General features: G+C 40.1%; 17 protein-coding genes. 9 read left to right on the top strand and 8 right to left on the bottom strand.

Going from position 1 to position 16,675, the window contains the following annotated elements:
- Positions 1–61 precede the first annotated feature (61 nt).
- Genes ACRWQN_RS15895 through ACRWQN_RS15910 form a run of 4 tightly spaced genes read left to right on the top strand, consistent with a single transcriptional unit; the run spans position 62 to position 3,352 of the window.
- The gene (locus ACRWQN_RS15895; protein ID WP_434940678.1) at positions 62–931 is read left to right on the top strand and encodes a MipA/OmpV family protein; all 870 of its coding nucleotides are present in this window, start codon (positions 62–64) and stop codon (positions 929–931) included.
- 2 nt (positions 932–933) lie between these two features.
- Complete coding sequence (locus ACRWQN_RS15900; RefSeq protein WP_434938806.1) at positions 934–1,353, top strand: DUF3019 domain-containing protein; 420 nt, start codon at positions 934–936, stop codon at positions 1,351–1,353.
- On the top strand, positions 1,353–2,066 hold the full coding sequence (locus ACRWQN_RS15905; RefSeq protein WP_434938808.1) for a response regulator: 714 nt from the start codon (positions 1,353–1,355) through the stop codon (positions 2,064–2,066). Before ACRWQN_RS15900 ends, ACRWQN_RS15905 begins: the two co-directional genes overlap by 1 nt.
- 14 nt (positions 2,067–2,080) lie before the next feature.
- The gene (locus tag ACRWQN_RS15910; protein WP_434938810.1) at positions 2,081–3,352 is read left to right on the top strand and encodes an ATP-binding protein; all 1,272 of its coding nucleotides are present in this window, start codon (positions 2,081–2,083) and stop codon (positions 3,350–3,352) included.
- Here ACRWQN_RS15910 and ACRWQN_RS15915 read toward each other — a convergent pair.
- Positions 3,349–3,660 (bottom strand): DUF1289 domain-containing protein, encoded by a 312-nt coding sequence (locus ACRWQN_RS15915; RefSeq protein WP_434938812.1) that lies wholly within the window; start codon positions 3,658–3,660, stop codon positions 3,349–3,351. The two genes, ACRWQN_RS15910 and ACRWQN_RS15915, sit on opposite strands and share 4 nt — an antisense overlap.
- An 85-nt stretch (positions 3,661–3,745) precedes the next feature.
- Between ACRWQN_RS15915 and ACRWQN_RS15920 the strand changes: the two genes are divergently transcribed.
- On the top strand, positions 3,746–4,321 hold the full coding sequence (locus ACRWQN_RS15920; protein ID WP_434938814.1) for a DUF4136 domain-containing protein: 576 nt from the start codon (positions 3,746–3,748) through the stop codon (positions 4,319–4,321).
- Positions 4,322–4,401: 80 nt separating this feature from the next.
- Here ACRWQN_RS15920 and ACRWQN_RS15925 read toward each other — a convergent pair whose 3' ends face one another.
- Both ACRWQN_RS15925 and ACRWQN_RS15930 read right to left on the bottom strand, forming a co-directional pair.
- Positions 4,402–5,544: an HlyD family secretion protein gene (locus tag ACRWQN_RS15925; RefSeq protein ID WP_434938815.1), complete on the bottom strand. Its 1,143-nt coding sequence runs from the start codon at positions 5,542–5,544 to the stop codon at positions 4,402–4,404.
- Positions 5,544–5,972 carry a DUF3302 domain-containing protein gene (locus ACRWQN_RS15930; RefSeq protein ID WP_226413854.1) on the bottom strand — a complete coding sequence of 143 codons (429 nt, stop codon included), beginning with the start codon at positions 5,970–5,972 and terminating at the stop codon, positions 5,544–5,546. Before ACRWQN_RS15930 ends, ACRWQN_RS15925 begins: the two co-directional genes overlap by 1 nt.
- 220 nt (positions 5,973–6,192) lie before the next feature.
- On the opposite strand from ACRWQN_RS15930, the gene purT reads away from it, so the two are divergent.
- Positions 6,193–7,368: a formate-dependent phosphoribosylglycinamide formyltransferase gene (gene purT / locus ACRWQN_RS15935; RefSeq protein ID WP_434940679.1), complete on the top strand. Its 1,176-nt coding sequence runs from the start codon at positions 6,193–6,195 to the stop codon at positions 7,366–7,368.
- A gap of 171 nt (positions 7,369–7,539) precedes the next feature.
- Here the strand turns inward: purT and ACRWQN_RS15940 are convergent, their stop codons facing one another.
- From ACRWQN_RS15940 to ACRWQN_RS15960, 5 genes are read right to left on the bottom strand one after another with little or no spacing between them, the layout of a single operon-like run.
- A complete protein-coding gene (locus ACRWQN_RS15940) occupies positions 7,540–8,487 on the bottom strand; it encodes a D-2-hydroxyacid dehydrogenase (protein WP_434938817.1) in 948 nt (315 codons plus the stop codon).
- A gap of 25 nt (positions 8,488–8,512) precedes the next feature.
- Positions 8,513–9,130, bottom strand: a complete 618-nt coding sequence (locus tag ACRWQN_RS15945; RefSeq protein WP_434926920.1) for an outer membrane beta-barrel protein — start codon at positions 9,128–9,130, stop codon at positions 8,513–8,515.
- 57 nt (positions 9,131–9,187) lie between these two features.
- Complete coding sequence (gene djlA, locus ACRWQN_RS15950) at positions 9,188–9,961, bottom strand: co-chaperone DjlA (protein ID WP_434938819.1); 774 nt, start codon at positions 9,959–9,961, stop codon at positions 9,188–9,190.
- 41 nt (positions 9,962–10,002) lie between these two features.
- Positions 10,003–10,719 (bottom strand): N-acetylmuramate alpha-1-phosphate uridylyltransferase MurU, encoded by a 717-nt coding sequence (murU, locus tag ACRWQN_RS15955; RefSeq protein ID WP_434938821.1) that lies wholly within the window; start codon positions 10,717–10,719, stop codon positions 10,003–10,005.
- Positions 10,720–11,775: an aminoglycoside phosphotransferase family protein gene (locus tag ACRWQN_RS15960; RefSeq protein ID WP_434938822.1), complete on the bottom strand. Its 1,056-nt coding sequence runs from the start codon at positions 11,773–11,775 to the stop codon at positions 10,720–10,722.
- A gap of 144 nt (positions 11,776–11,919) precedes the next feature.
- Here ACRWQN_RS15960 and lptD point away from each other — a divergent pair, with 144 nt between their 5' ends.
- The 3 genes from lptD (at position 11,920) to pdxA (ending at position 16,669) form a co-directional block, all read left to right on the top strand.
- Positions 11,920–14,220 carry an LPS assembly protein LptD gene (lptD, locus tag ACRWQN_RS15965; protein ID WP_434938823.1) on the top strand — a complete coding sequence of 767 codons (2,301 nt, stop codon included), beginning with the start codon at positions 11,920–11,922 and terminating at the stop codon, positions 14,218–14,220.
- Between the two features lie 151 nt (positions 14,221–14,371).
- Complete coding sequence (gene surA / locus ACRWQN_RS15970) at positions 14,372–15,676, top strand: peptidylprolyl isomerase SurA (RefSeq protein ID WP_434926925.1); 1,305 nt, start codon at positions 14,372–14,374, stop codon at positions 15,674–15,676.
- 9 nt (positions 15,677–15,685) lie between these two features.
- Positions 15,686–16,669, top strand: coding sequence for a 4-hydroxythreonine-4-phosphate dehydrogenase PdxA (pdxA, locus tag ACRWQN_RS15975; RefSeq protein WP_434938825.1), 984 nt, complete (start codon positions 15,686–15,688; stop codon positions 16,667–16,669).
- The last annotated feature ends 6 nt before the right edge of the window (positions 16,670–16,675 follow it).

The following is a 16,675-nucleotide window of genomic DNA, read 5'->3' on the forward strand; positions in this document are numbered from 1 at the left end:
AAATATCAACATCTTAATATTAAACATATATAAGGTTATGCCGTCACCTATGCTTAAATATATCCATACAGTTATTTTTATGCTGATTCTCGGCGCGCACTTTACTGCAGCAGCAGAAACAAATCCCCCTTGTTTAGTCTCAGGAGACTGTATCACTGAAGGTGAGTGGGACATATCTATCGCCATTGGTTTTGGCCAGAAAACCAATCCATTGCAAGATTATGATGACATTCCACTGTATCTCTTACCATCGATAGCCTATTACGGCGAGCAGTGGTTTTTTGATAACGGCAACTTTGGATATAGTTTGCAAGAAGCCGAAAAGTATTCGCTCAACCTCGTCACCAGCTATAGTGATGACAGAGCTTTCTTTTATGATTGGGATCCGAGTAACCTTTTTTTTAGCCGAAGCTCTGCAGACAATTTAAACATTATGCCGATGGGATTATCGTCATTATCTAGAACCAGTGAACCTAAAGTGTTTAATAGTTTAGAAAGGCGAAAATTCACCTTTTATGGTGGTCTTGAAGCCTTCTACTATGCTCGTTTTGGCTTCTTTAAAGTAGCTTATGCCCATGACATGTTCAATGTTCATAGTGGTGACACTGCACATATTAGTTGGAATTACAGCTTAGCGGTTAAGCAATGGGTATTTGACCTAGCCCTAAGAACTGACTGGAAAAGTGCTAAAGTTATTCAATATTATTATGGGGTTAGACAAAACGAGAATAACTATTGGAGCCAGCAATACCAAGCTCATTCAGGCTGGAATAAAGGGATGGAGCTCACCACCCGCTACATTCTTAATGGGCAATGGAATATTTTAATGGCATATCGTTACACAGCCTTGTCTGATGAAATAACTGATAGTCCATTAGTCAATCAAGATAACAGTCAAAGTTATTTTGTTGGCGTAGCTTATAGGTTTTAATTTTGAAATATCATCCTATCAGTATTTTATATCAGCTTATTGGTATATCAGCTTTGTTTATGAGTGCTTTTTCAGCATCTGCAGAGCCTCTTAAACATCAAGTGCAGCTAAATGCTATGCCAAATTTTTGCCTCACTGATGATCAATTTGATTACTGTGAGATAGACCTTTTACTCACATGGAATTTGGTCAATGAAGAACTCGTATGCATTATTTCAGACTACCCAAGCATACCGAGATGGTGTTCGGACAACCCAAACGAAAAATCGGTCAATTTAACCATAAAAACAGATAAAGACATCCAATTTATACTTGTCAGCAAACACGACAACATCACGCTTGCGGGCGTGAAGTTAAAGGTTAATAAAGCGTCCTCGCGACAAGTGAGAAGGCGCTACCGGAATCCTTGGAGCTTATTTTAATGACCTTGCCACAATCTACCCACAGAGTTTTATTAGTTGAAGATGATATTCGACTAGCCAACCTGATTGTTGATTACTTAAAAACACATGATATGCATGTTGAAGTAGAACGTCGTGGCGACACAGTATTGACACGTTTAATCAGCTACAAGCCTGACATTATTTTGCTTGATATTATGCTACCAGGACTTGATGGATTCAGTCTTTGCGAAAAGTTAGCCGATTATTTTTCCGGCCCTATTTTATTAATGAGTGCCTTGGGTACCAATGAAGACCAAATTAAAGGCTTAGAATTAGGCGCTGATGATTACGTAGTCAAACCCGTTGAACCAGCATTATTAGTGGCTAGAATTCATAATTTACTTCGTCGCCAAGCTTTGCCTAATAAGCCAGAGTCTCATTGTCTTAATTTTGGCAAGCTCAGTATCGATCCGCATACGCAAACGATTAGACTAGGCGATACGCAAGTTGACCTTACCAACCATGAATTTGAGCTGTTATGGCTGTTAGCCTCACAGGCAGGTCAGGTATTAAGTCGTCAATATATTTATCAATATCTACTCAACATCGATTTTGATGGCAAAGATCGCAAAATTGATGTTCGCACATCTCGTCTACGCAAAAAACTGGGGGATAGTATTGAAACGCCGTTTCGTATTAAAACAGTATGGGGACAAGGTTATTTATTCGCGCCAGAAGCATGGAATGGCTAGGTGATAACACTAAAATGAAACGTTTATTCATCAGCCTATATTTACTACTCAGCTTAAGCTTTTTAGGCATAGGCTGGACATTAGATAGCCTTTGGCAAAACCATGTTGACGAAAATGATGATGTCGATACGCCGCTTGTTGTTTTAGCATTGCTCTTATCTCAGCAGCCAGAGACCGATAGGCAATCTATTCTGGATGCGATAAGTGATCAACACTCATTTTCATTACAACTGCTTCAACGTAATCAAGTTGCCTTAAATGGTGATATACAACTTGCAGATAATCAGATATTAACCACTGAATCAAATGAGCAACAATTGCAATTTATTGCCGTCGGTGAACAAGTGCTTGTGGCTGGACCGTTTGACATTGAACCCCGCAGTCAATTACGCGGAATATTTACTATCGTTTTCTATACATCACTGGCACTGGTAGCTTTAATATGGGTATGGCCCCTTTCGCGAGATTTAAAAATACTGCGTATCGCTACTAAAAAATTTGGTGAAGCCAACTGGGATACTCGCATTGAGCTCAGTACTAGTTCTCAAGTATCACCTCTTGCTCTCACCTTCAATGATATGGCACAGCACATCAGCAGTTTAATAGATAACCAAAAACATCTTACTAATGCTGTCTCACATGAAATTAGGACACCTTTAGCAAGGCTTAAGTTCGCACTTGCTCTACTACCGCAATATTGTCTACCTCAAAGCGATATTAACCAACGCATTGATTTTTTGGAGGGCATGCAAACTGATATAAAAGAGATGGAGGACTTGTTGCAGGAGTTACTGACCTATGCCAGCCTAGAAACGATGCAAATTGAGCCTATTTTAGAAAACTGCGAACTGGTCAGCATCTGTAAACAACTGATCCTCAGGCTTGAAGATTTAAGTGATCATGATATTGAATTAAATCTTACTAACAGCACGCAAATCTATATTAAAGGCGAAGGGTCCTTGGTCGAACGGGCAATACAAAATCTTGTTACCAACGCACAGCGCTATGCTAAATCAAGTATTCAAATCAATTTACGAACGGATCAACATAAAGTCTACTTATCAGTTAACAACGACGGCCCTAGTATTCCGGTAGAAGATCATCCTTATATTTTTGATGCTTTTTATCGTAGCCAATCCCAACATAGTGGCAATAAAGGCCACGGTTTGGGCCTCGCCATTGTTAAACGGATTATGATGCGCCATAAGGGGAATGTAACCATATCGAGTAACCAGGCAAAAACTGAATTTACTCTAAGCTGGCCTATAATAATGGCAAAAAGCTAATCTAGCTCAAACTGACTTAAATCACTCAATAAATCCGTATCATCAGCTTGGTTAAAATCAAACTGATTATTACTGCTCGCTTGTTGCTGTTGTTGCTGTAATTTTTGCGCTTTGAATACAGCATATTGACGCCTTTTTCGCCGCGCAGCACACAAGCGCACGATATCTTGCTTTTGAAGTTCAGAGAAATGCAGCCAATTAAAGCGCTCGTCACGACTGCGAAAACAGCCTGAACAATACCCTTTAGTATCTGACTGACAGATACCAACACAGGGGCTAGGAATGGCGAAAAAACTTAATTGTTCCATAGTGAGAGCGAAGTTAACCAATTAACGATATAGTTAAGGTTATACCAATTGCAGTAAAAATGTACATTTTTTGGAGACGCCTCTTATGTTAACGCCAATCATGCATTATAAAACCTTGTTGCACTTTTTCTCTAAAGCCATATTGTTGATAATAGGTTTGGCTGCTTTAGGTTGCCAAAGTACGCAAAAAAATGACTATGATATTAATTATGATTTTAGTCAGTTACAAAGCTTTAGCCTTGTAGATGTTGCCAATACCGACGATCCACTCACTGTACAAAGAGTTAACCGGGACATTGTGCAAGCATTGGTCAACCAAGGTTTTATCCAAACTGATAATAATGCTGATTTCTTGGTTAGTTTTGCCTTTCAAACTGAGACCAAGCCTAAAAGTTCAGGTCTTTCAATTGGTTTGGGGACAGGTAGCTGGGGAAGTAGCGGTGGAGCAAGTATTGGAACTAGTATTGGGGTTCCGATCGGCAGTGATAGTGCAAAAATGCAAACTATTCAGATTGATGTCATTGACCCAAAAGAAAACCGATTGATTTGGCGCGGTACTGATAAATATGATTTTGAACAAGGTGGCGAGCTTAAAGCCCAGAAAACGGCTGAAACTGTTTATCATATTCTTCAACAGTTTCCGCCCAAACCGGCAAAATAATCACTTCACTTTTAGTTAAAAAAACGTCCGCTAATGCGGACGTTTTTAGTGAGACTAAGTGGATTGAGATCAGCTAAAAATTAATGATCGCCAAATAGATAATTCAACCAGCCCTGCATTCTCAGTAGTACTTTACGCATAACAGCAACATGACTGAAGTGTTCAGTGTAAATAGCCGCCTGTCCAGCAACGCCTGCAGGCAAGCTATCAAGGGTGGCATTCTTATCAAGGTCAATTAATACTACTACCCGACCACGTTGAAACAGTCTACTTGATGATTGTAAGCTACCACTAAACTGGACTTCACCTTCGGCCATTGCGGGTAAAATTTTAGCCACTTTGCCTTTAAACACCACACCAGGCACAGCATCGATAATCACTTCAGCTTCATCGTCTTCCTTTAAACGCATTAACGAGTTTTGCCAAAAAGCACCGGCAAAATATCGTTCTTCATCTGGAATAAAAGTTAATGCAGGACGAAGTGGAATGGGAACGGCCATTACCCCTTTGCGCAATGCTAATTGGGTGACCACACCATCAGCAGGTGCGCGCACAATGGTTTGCTCTAATTCAAATTGCGCTTTAGCTAACTCAGCTTGTAATCCCGCAACCTTAGTATTAACCCCGTCAATATTTGACTCAAATGCTAGGCGGCTGCGAAGTTCATCCGCTTTTGCAGCATCGCGCTGCGCTAATGATGCTAAGTAAAGTTGACGACGATTATCTAATTCAAGTTCAGTAAAAGGTGAGTTTTGACCGCCTTTTTTACGTCCTTCTTCATAACGTCTATATGCTGACTCGGTACGGGTTGAATCTGCCTGAGCTTGTTCAAATTTAGCATGTGCAGACTCAAAGGCAGCTTGTAGTTGAGGCACCTGTTGTTCAGCTTCTTTAAGTGCTGCTTGCTTTTGCTTTACCGTTGCAGCATAAGGTGTGGGATCTATTTTGAATAAAACATCGCCCTCTTTGACAGGCATGTTGGGCTGAACATTCACCTCAGTCACAATCCCCTTCACCGCAGGGGTAATAGGAATAGAAACGAAGTACTCTCTAGTAAACTTGGTATAGGGATGGTTATAGTTCATTAATAACAACAATGAACCTATTAACACTATGCCGCCGAGTAAGGCTGTCGGCACAGTCCACTTATTTAATGGAATTTTGAAGACTTTAAAAATTGCGATACAAATGGCGCCATAGGTCAGAATAAGCAGTAAATCCATTATTTTATCTCCTTATCAACTGACTCGGTTTGAAGCTCGTCAGTTACTTTTACCGCTGCTAAATCACCTTTAGAGGCAATGGCTTTAGCCACTTTACTACTCTCAACCTGGTCTAACCTAAGCGTTAATTGAGTCACTTGCTGAATAAGTTCTTTTACCTCACCTTCAAGAATTAACTCTCTTTGGCGGCTATCTGAAAATCCCCAGCCTCTATCCTCACGATATAACGTGGCCCAAATCCACAGAAAAGGCCAAATAGCATGCAAAGTAAACAAGCTAACCCAACCTGCAATATGTAAGGCGTCCTGTTGCGGATGATTACGTTTTTTAGCAATCTCATAGGGAATATCATGGATAGCAATAATGCCGTAAAAAATAAAAATAACGACAAAAAATAATATCCCTAATGCAAAGTAATCTAAAAACATTTAGCCTCCAGGCCATGTAAAATCTCATAACAATAAATCTTACATACCCACTTACAATTTACAATGTTTGTTTAATGTTAAGATAAAACTAAATAAGTAAATCAAACGTATTAGCTTAATATTTACAGTAAAACAATAGCAAAACGGCCTCCAAAGTAGGTAAACTGTTCTAATAACAAAACACTGAACAAGGGTGAATATGAGTACTTCGTCATTAGAGATATTAGGCACGCCAGGTTGTACTGATGCCGTAAAGGCCATGTTGCTTGGTTGCGGTGAGTTGGGTAAAGAAGTCGCTATTGAATTGCAGCGATTTGGTATTGAAGTGATAGGTGTCGATAGATACCCTAACGCTCCAGCGATGCAAATAGCCCATCGTAGCCATGTGATTAACATGCTAGATGGGGCTGCTTTATCTGCTGTCATTGAATTAGAAAAACCAGATATTGTTATCCCTGAAATTGAAGCGATTGCAACAGATATGTTATTGGCTTTAGAAGCCAAGGGATTAAACGTAGTGCCTTGCGCGCAAGCGGCAAAGTTAACAATGGACAGAGAGAGCATTCGTCGATTAGCAGCCGAAACATTAGGCTTACCGACTTCAGCATATTTCTTTTGCGACACGTTAATTGAACTGAACCAGGCAATAGCACAAATTGGCTTCCCGTGTGTGATCAAACCTGTGATGAGCTCATCAGGTAAAGGCCAGAGTGTCATTAAGTCTACTGACGATATTCAGGCGGCTTGGGATTATGCTCAGCAAGGTGGGCGTGCGGGTCAAGGACGAGTCATCATCGAAGGCTTTATACCCTTTGATTACGAAATTACCTTACTCACCATTAGCGCAATTGATGGTATTCATTTTTGCGCACCTATTGGACATAGACAAGAAGACGGCGATTATCGTGAATCATGGCAGCCTCAAGCTATGCCGGACAATGTGTTAGAACAAGCGCAAATTGTCGCAATGAAAACGGTTAAAGCTCTGGGCGGATATGGACTCTTTGGGGTTGAATTATTCATTAAAGGCGACGAAGTTTACTTCTCTGAGGTTTCCCCTCGCCCACATGATACTGGCCTGGTCACATTAATCAGCCAAGACTTATCGGAATTCGCATTACATGTGAGGGCTATTTTAGGCTTACCTATCGGTAAAATTGAGCAGTTTGGTCCCGCTGCTTCTGCGGTCATTCTAGGGGAAGGGAAATCGGACAACATTCGATATCAAGGTATGGGAAAGGCTTTAGCCTTACCCGATACTCAACTTAGGTTATTTGGCAAACCCGATATTGATGGACGTCGTCGTCTAGGTGTCGCCTTGGCCAAAGATACCAGTATTGAAAATGCCATCGAAAAGGCAAAAAAGGCCGCTGCAGAAATTAAAGTGATATTTTAGTGATTAGCTAAATTAAGCGATGTAACTGACATCTACCTTCGCCATATTAAATATTAATATGGCGTTTTTTTATGCCGCTCATGCGAGGTCATACTTCATACTCATCTTATAACCCCTCTTATCAAGTCAGAGCAACTCTGGCCATGCAATTAAAGGGACATAAATATGCGACTAAACCACATTAGTTGGTTTGCCTAGTATGAATTGTCGGCAATTATTCACCGCTATATCCATCAAGTTTTGCCTAGCTTCTTTCGTTGCCCAAGCAATGTGAGGAGTTATTGTAATATTTTTAGCACTGATTAATGGATTATCAATTTTGGGAGGCTCGCTCGACAATACATCTACCGCCGCAAAGCCTTTATCTTGGTTAAGCCAGTCTGCTAAATCTTGTTCATTGACTAAATCACCTCTGGCAGTATTTATTATTAATGCCTTGCTAGGTAATTTCGCTAAAGACAATGTATTGATCATTTGGTGTGTTGCATTAGTCAGGGGGCAATGAAGTGATAAAAATTGAACTTTAGGTAATAGATCGTTTAACTCGCACCACTCTATACCTTGGGAAAGTCCTTCTTTAATTTTAGGAGTATGAATCAAAACCTGCATCCCAAAAGCTAACGCAATTTGTGCCACATGCTGAGCAATGTCACCAAAACCAATTAACCCGAGCACTTTGCCTTTTAGCGACATTAATGGAGATAAAGTGAAACAGAAATCACGCTGTCCAGCCCACAGGCCTTGCTTTACCGCGTTATCATGCAAGGCGACTTGTTGTGTATGATGCAAAATATGGGCAAACACCATTTGCGCTACCGCGTCAGGGCCATACGCTGGTACATTGGTGACTATTATGCCCCTTTGCTTGGCATAGATAAGGTCAACCACATTGGTACCAGTGGCTAGTACACCAATATATTTAATATCAGGAAGCTGTTTTAAAATATCCGCTGTTATTGGGGTTTTGTTAGTTAAAATGATTTCTGCACCCTGACAACGAATAACCACATCATCAATTAAGCTATGCTCATACACTTTGCAGGGTGCTAGTTGCGCCAATTCATGCCAACTTAAATCACCTGGGTTTAATGTAAATCCATCTAGCACAACTATTTTCATTATCTATTAGCCTTTAGTCCTTACATTAAAAAGCAATCTCAAGACCAAGGTTAACTTGGCTTTGCCACATTAAATCACCCTGTATTTGCCATATACAGCCAGCTTGATTACAAAATAATCCACCATCTGAATTCAAAAAAGTGGCATATCCGCGCACATCAGCAAACAGACTAACATTTTGAGTAACCTCATAGGCAACACCGCCACCAATGCCCATAGAGAAATGAGTTTCACTTGAATACTCTTTGCTTGGACGCAGTTGGGTTAAACCTGCACTGGCTGTAATATAAGGTTTCAAATTTCCATTTGGAAAATATAATGTTCCGCCAAGATGGAAATAATTAACCTCTAGTTCGGTTAACTTATCTGATGACAGCGAGCCTTGACGTAAATCTGTATCTTGTCGGCTATATAGAAAGTACATATTGCCAGGATCATTGGTCGTTACACCTAACATAATACCTATGTTGCCACTTTCAGTGATGTTTAACTCTGATAGATTAGTCTGGGCATCATTAACTGAGACTTCTAGCCCATTACTACCAAAACTATAACCACCAAAAGGGGCTACAAATATCTCAGCATAACTATTTGGGTTAATCAATGCACAAACAGCCATAAGTGCTAATCTTACTAGCTTCATATTTTGCCCAACTCCTGTTTACATTTTATCCATTAATATAACCGCTTAATTAATCAATTAACGCATACCTCTAGAAGTTTTTATCGTTTCATAAGCGGCTTGAATATCTTGAGCTTTAGCTTTAGCTATCATCATCATCTCTTCCGGCAGCCCTTTGGCAACCAACTTATCAGGATGATGCTCATTCATTAGTTTCCGATAAGCGCGTTTAATTTGCTGATCCGTTTCAGACTCGGCAATACCCAGTACCAGATAAGCATCGTTAAGTGGCATTTTACTGCCTTGGCCTGATTGATGATGTTGAAATTCTGCTTGCCAGCGAGCGAGCAAATCTTTTAGCACTGCAGATAATCCTAACTGTTCCGCTATTACAGCAAGCACTTGCTGTTCTTTAGCTTGTAGTTCGCCATCTGACAGAGCCGTTTGAATTTGAATTTCTAAAAACATTTGTAGCAGTTCATGCCGGCTTTGTGTGACTCGTTTAAAATCGGCTAAGGTTTGAAATAAATCAAAATTGGCTTGGCGACCCGAACGAAATGCAGCCTGAGCATCAGCACGCGGCTGGCCCGTAAGCTGCATTTTATCCATTAATAATATCGCTACGCGAATATCAGCTTCGGTTACATGGCCAGATGCTTTGGCAACATGCCCCATAACAGCAAAGGTCGCATTAAAAAAAGTCGCTTGTCGCTCACCCGCTTGCTGGATTAGGCCAGATAAACGTTTACGCTTGTCGTAAAGGTGTCCTAAAAAAAGGCCCATTATGCCGCCAGCAATTCTGCCAAACATAAACCCAATGATAAACCCAAAAACCTTACCCCAAATTCGCATTGACTGTTCCGTTATATTTTATAAAAATTTGTTATTCAAACTTAAGATAATGACATTACTCGTGCATTTAACGCATCTAATCTAGCAATAGTACCAACATCACACCAATATTGTGTCAAACAGTGACCATAAATTTGTGCTTGTGCAATAGATTGCCTAAGTAACGGACCGAGTGGTTGTGATCCGTTTGCTAGCTCAGTAAACATTTTAGGATGATACACGCCCATTCCGCTATAAGTGAATCGCGTAGAACCATCAAGAGCCACTAGCGCATGCTCCAGATCGCTCTTACCCACAGAACTTAACGGAGAAATAAGGCAAAAATCCCCTTGAGAGTGATGTGATGGATTATCAATCAACCAAATATAAGCATCTGCCTTTCGTTGATTAACCACAGATAATGCGGCTTCTATATCTGGTAATGCATCTATAAAAATATCGCCATTCAGTAATAAAAAAGGTTCTGAACCTAACAAAGGTAAAGCATTTTTTATCCCGCCTGCGGTTTCTAACGCCTCGGCTTCAGCGCTATAATGAATCGATAACCCCCAACGTTCACCATTACCTAATGATTCAACAAGCATGTGTCCAAGCCATGCATGATTAATTATGACATCAGTTATCCCCAACTCAGCAAGCTTCTCTAAGTGATATTCTATTAAAGGTTTACCATTAACTTTAACCAAAGGTTTAGGCATTAAATCTGTTAGTGGTCTTAATCTTTCACCACGCCCTGCCGCTAATATCATCGCCTTCATTTAGAGACCTCCTCCTAAAGTGGCATTCTTTGCGAGCACCTTTGGTAACACCACCTCTTCAACCCATTGGCTTAAGGACTTCAGCGAAGGATAACGCCCCGCAATATCGACAATATATTGTAAGGTTAAAGGAATATCTGCCATATAACCTGCTTTTCCATCTCTTAATTTTAATCGCGCAAAAATACCCGCAGCTTTAATATGACGCTGTAGCCCCATCAAATCGAACCATTGTTGATAAACAGAAAAATCGGCATTGTGATCAATTAATTCATGTTTCATTAGCAATTGATAATGATAACGCATCAATGAATTCACTGTATTCTCTGGCCATCTGACATAACAATCACGAAGCAGTGATACGGCATCATAGGTTATCGGCCCTATTACAGCATCTTGAAAATCAATCACAGCAAGGCGCTCTAGACCGGGTATGCCATGATTCATAAGCAAATTACGGCTGTGAAAATCACGATGCATACCCATTTTAGGCTGAGCCTCTACATTAACTATCAACTGCTGAAAACAGTCATTCAACATGGTAGATTCTACTTGTGACAAATCATACTGAAGATGAGCACCAATCAACCATTCGGTGAAAATAGTTAATTCTTTTTCAACAAAGGCACTATCGTAAAAAGGTAGTGATTGGCTTTTACCTTCTGCATTATGATATTGAGTAATACCTGTAATAGGCACGAGTAAATCCAGCGCCTGTTGATAGTAACCAGCAACATTATCGTTTTTCAAAATGGATAGTAACTGCTCATCACCGACATTTGTTTGCAAAACAAAACCTTGTTCTAGAGAGTAATGTACAACTTCAGGCACTAACACGCCGGCTTGATGATATGCCTTTGCTATCGCAATAAATGGCACAATAGGCACTAAAGTCACAGGCGAATCGGAGACAATATAATGGTTGTTTTTGACCGTCAGTTTAAAGTAACGTCTAAAGCTAGCATCACCACAAATTAGCGAAACGTTTACTTCTTGACCAAAATACTGATTTAACCAAGAGGATAATAAGGAAAATCTTAAATCTGTTTGACTCATCTCAATGGCTCTTCAACAAAAATTGCTTTATTATAGCCAGCATAACATTTGGAAACAGCTAAAGAATGGATTGTTTTTGTTAGCTGCTAACTTCTTTATTAATCCAAACTTTCCAGAACAAGAATTCATAATTATTTGACTATAATGCAGATCCGATATCTTCTGGCCTTATGCCTATTACCTCAATACGTGTTTGCTCAGGCACCCAATGTAGAAGAGGAACCCCCTCAACTTTGTATAGTCGAGCCCCCTGTCTCTCGCTCATTTAGCGATCGTGAAAAGCTATCTGGCATAAAAGATACCGACATTGTGATTATTTCAGACGATTCATCGGCCTCTTTTGAAAACAAAGCCCACTTTCGCGGAGATGTTAGTTTTAGTCAGGGCACAAGGTATATCGCAGCTGACGAAGCTATTTTAGATCAGCGCAAACAACAACTAAATGCTAATGGCAATCTCATTTTTAAAGATGAGCAATTCACCATTACTGCTGATTCACTGCAAGCACAAATGAGCAGCAGCAGCGCCAATTTAGAAGGTGCTGAATACTGGCTTAATGGTCAACAAATTCATGGGGACGCTAAACGGTTACAGATAACCTCTGACAATAACTTAATTTTATCTGGCACTAACTTTACCACTTGCCCACCAGGTGATGAATCTTGGTTACTTGAAGCTGACATGATTAAAATTGACAGTGAAGAAGAATGGGGTGAAATATGGAATGCCAAACTGCGTATTGCTGACGTGCCTGTTTTATATATCCCTTACATGACAATCCCGGTATCAGATAAACGAAAATCAGGATTTTTATTTCCAGCATTCAGTACAAGTACGACTAATGGCCTACAATTTAGCGTGCCATATTATTGGAATATTGCACCAGAGTATGACTTATCCTTTACGCCAGATATCATGTCTTCACGCGGCATTTTTACTAAAACAGAATTCCGTTATCTTGCTGGCGAACAACAAAATGGTCAAATGAATGTTGAATATTTAGGCAGTGATCGCAAACTATTTAACAACCCTGATCGCTATTTATATCATTGGAGTCATCAAGGCGCTCTTAACGACAATTGGCGTGTCAGAGCAAACTATACCGATGTATCTGATAACAACTATTTCAATGACTTAAATTCCGATGTTAACCGCTCAACAGATAATCAATTGTCGCGTATTGGTGAAGCCAGCTATTTTGAGCAAAATTGGGACTTCAACATGCGAGTACAAGACATCAAAGTACTTGGCGAGGACGAGTTACCCTACCAAGTTATGCCACAATTAAATTTCAATTATCGTCAAACCGATTTTTTCAATAGTATTGACTTTAAATTCAACTCAGAACTGACTAACTTCCGTCATCAACAAGATGAATACTCAACGGCGACACGCTTACATATGGTGCCCAGTCTAACCTTACCTATTCAGGGGCCAGCTGGAAGTTTAACCAGTGAAGTTAAGCTTATGCAGACCCAGTATTGGCAGCAACTTATCGATCTCGATACTGGCTATGACGAATCAGTAAGCCGTACAATCCCTCAAGTTCGAGTGTTGGGCCAAATAAATTTTGAGCGTCCAACAACGATGTTTGATAGTCTATCAAAACAAACATTAGAGCCACAATTTCAATACCTGTATGTGGGTTATGAAGACCAAACAAACATTGGCATTTACGACACGGCTCAACTTCAGGAAGATTATTTTGGTTTATTCCGGGATAGACGTTATTCAGGCTTAGACCGCATTGCTGATGCAAATCAACTGACTTTAGGTTTCACTACTCGATTGTTTGATGAGCTAAATTTCGAAAAGTTTAAATTTAGTTTGGGGCAAACGCTCTATTTTGACGAATCGAAAGTATTAAGTGAGAACCAGCGTTTACAAGAAACTGAGTCAACGTCAATTTTGGCCGCAGAGCTCGATGCACAGTTATATAAAGATTGGTTTATTAGCGGTTCTGTTCAACATGATACCGAAAATGGCAAAAATAAAAAAAATGAAGTCACTTTAGATTTTCGCCCTAGTAACGACAAATTACTGCAATTTAGCTACCGTTACGTACCAGATCTTCTCAATACCAACACCAATGACCGAGTCAGTATTTCTCAAGCTGGCCTCAGAACATCTTGGCCGATTAACGATGACCTATACTTTGTTGGTAATTGGTATTATGACTTAAATGAATCTCGCAGTGTTGAAACCTACACTGGAGTCCAATATGAGTCATGTTGCTGGGCTATACGTTTAAGTTACCATTACCGCATCAAAACAAACTATGATGACGATTTATCACAAAGTATCGACGGGCGTGAAGAATTTGATAAAGGTATTTACCTCAATTTTGTCATTAAAGGCTTAGGAGGATCAGGCCCACTTGGAGTTGAAGATATGCTAAATGAAGGTTTATTTAACTACCGTAAGCCACTTTACTTAAGGAATTAAGCCGCTTTTATGATAGCTTATGATAAATTGCTGAACCAAGATTAAAAACCGTAGTCCTATGTTAAGTTAATTAAGATTAACTGACAAAAATGATAACAATAGATTTGGGTCCCCCCAAAATACCAGAATAAAAGTGCCAAGGATTTATTGGATGAAACACAGTAAGAAACTTTTTTTTGCGTTATTTGCACTGACAATAAGCCAACCAGCTTTATCAGCTCCGCAAACGTTAGACAGCGTAGCCGTTCAATTAAATGACGGTATTATTTTAGAAAGCGAAATTAGCAACATGATTACGACTGTTTCTGCAAACGCAAAAGCATCTAATCAAACGCTACCTTCTGATGAAGCTTTACGCACTCAAATTATTGATCGCTTAATTTCAACGCGTTTACAACTGCAAACAGCTGAACGGATTGGTTTATCTATTGGTGATCTTCAATTGGATCAAACTATTGAAAATATCGCTAAAGAACAAAAAATTACCGTAAACCAGATGCAGCAGCAACTAGAATCAGAAGGTATGAGCTTCAGCCAATACCGTGAACAACTTCGCGAAGAGATCACTTTAGGTGAAATTCAACGTATTCAAGTACAGCGTCGTATCCAAGTATCCCCTCAAGAAATAAACAGTCTAGTTAAACTGATTGAAGAACAGGGTTTGAAAGATGTTGAATTTCAAGTGGGTCATATCTTAATTGAGATCCCAAACGACCCAACCAGTGAGCAACTGGAACTATCAAGTCGTAGAGCAGATATTGTATTAAAGCGCCTTAATGAAGGTGATGATTTTCGCAGTACAGCGATAGCCTCTTCATCTGGCCCGAAAGCACTTGAAGGCGGTATATGGGAGTTCATGAACATCAATGAGATGCCAACTTTGTTTGCAGAAGTTGTTGTTGACGCTAAAAAAGGCGATATTTTAGGGCCGATAAAATCAGGTTCAGGTTTTCATATCATTAAGGTCATGGATACTCGTGGTTTACAAACTCAAGAAATCGATGAAGTTAAGTCACGTCATATTTTATTGAAACCGTCACCTATTTTATCTGAAGACCGTGCTCAAGCTATGTTAGCAAACTTCTTAAAAGACATACGCAGTGGCGATGCAGATTTTGATAAGTTAGCTCGCCAATATTCTGAAGATCCTGGTTCAGGAGCTAAAGGTGGTGAATTAGGCTGGGCTGAACCAAGTTTATATGTTCCTGAATTCTCACAAACGCTCCAAAACTTAAAGCCGGGTGAAATTAGTGAACCTTTTCGCACCACTCACGGCTGGCACATTGTCCAGCTGGAGGATCGTCGAAAAACAGATGCAACAGATAAGTTTAATAGTAATCGAGCACACCAATTAATTTTCCGTCGTAAATTTAACGAAGAATTACAAAACTGGTTAGATGAAATGCGCAGTGACGCATACATCGAAGTATTCGAGCCTGAAAATATACGAGGCTAATAACTCACAATGATCAAACGTATCGCGATAACGCCGGGTGAACCGGCGAGTATCGGCCCTGACATCGTCATTAAACTAGCTCAGCAGGATTGGCCTGCTGAGTTAGTTGTTTGTGCTGATCCACAATTATTATTAGATAGAGCCAAATTACTTAATTTACCGTTACAGCTAAAACCGTATGACTCAAGATTACCGGCTAAAGCGCAGCAAGCGGGCACATTAACTATTCTGCCATTTAAGTTGGCAGAACCTGTTGAATGTGGCGTGTTGAATGAAGCTAACAGTGGCTACGTTGTTGACACGCTTAAATGTGCCGGTGAAAAGAACATGTCAAAAGAATTTGACGCTGTTGTCACAGGGCCAGTCCATAAAGGCATCATTAATCAGGCGGGTATTTCATTCAGTGGTCACACAGAATACTTCGCCCTACAGGCAAATTGCCCAGATGTAGTCATGATGTTAGCAACACCCGGATTGCAGGTTGCATTAATGACAACCCATATTCCACTCGCTTATGTGGCAAAAGCCATTACGCGTGACAGGTTGCACCACATTATCGGTATTTTACATCGTGAGCTTGTCAGTAAATTTGGCTTAGGTTCACCTAAAATATTTGTGTGTGGCTTAAACCCGCACGCTGGTGAAGATGGTCATTTAGGTCGTGAAGAAATTGATATCATAATACCAGCCTTAAATGAGCTACGTGAACAAGGTATGGACATCGTCGGTCCACTTCCAGCAGACACATTATTCCAGCCTAAATATCTTGAACAAGCTGATGTTGTATTGGCTATGTACCATGATCAAGGTTTACCCGTGCTCAAATCTATAGGTTTTGGTAAATCAGTTAATATCACCTTAGGTCTACCGTATATTAGAACGTCTGTAGATCACGGCACAGCGTTAGATCTTGCCGGCACAGGGCAAGCAGATAGTGGCAGCTTATTTTGCGCATTAAATAAAGCCATTGAAATGATTGATAAGAGTAAGTAATTAATC

It is taken from the genome of Shewanella sp. HL-SH8, from assembly GCF_051165765.1.
Lineage (GTDB): Bacteria > Pseudomonadota > Gammaproteobacteria > Enterobacterales > Shewanellaceae > Shewanella > Shewanella glacialimarina.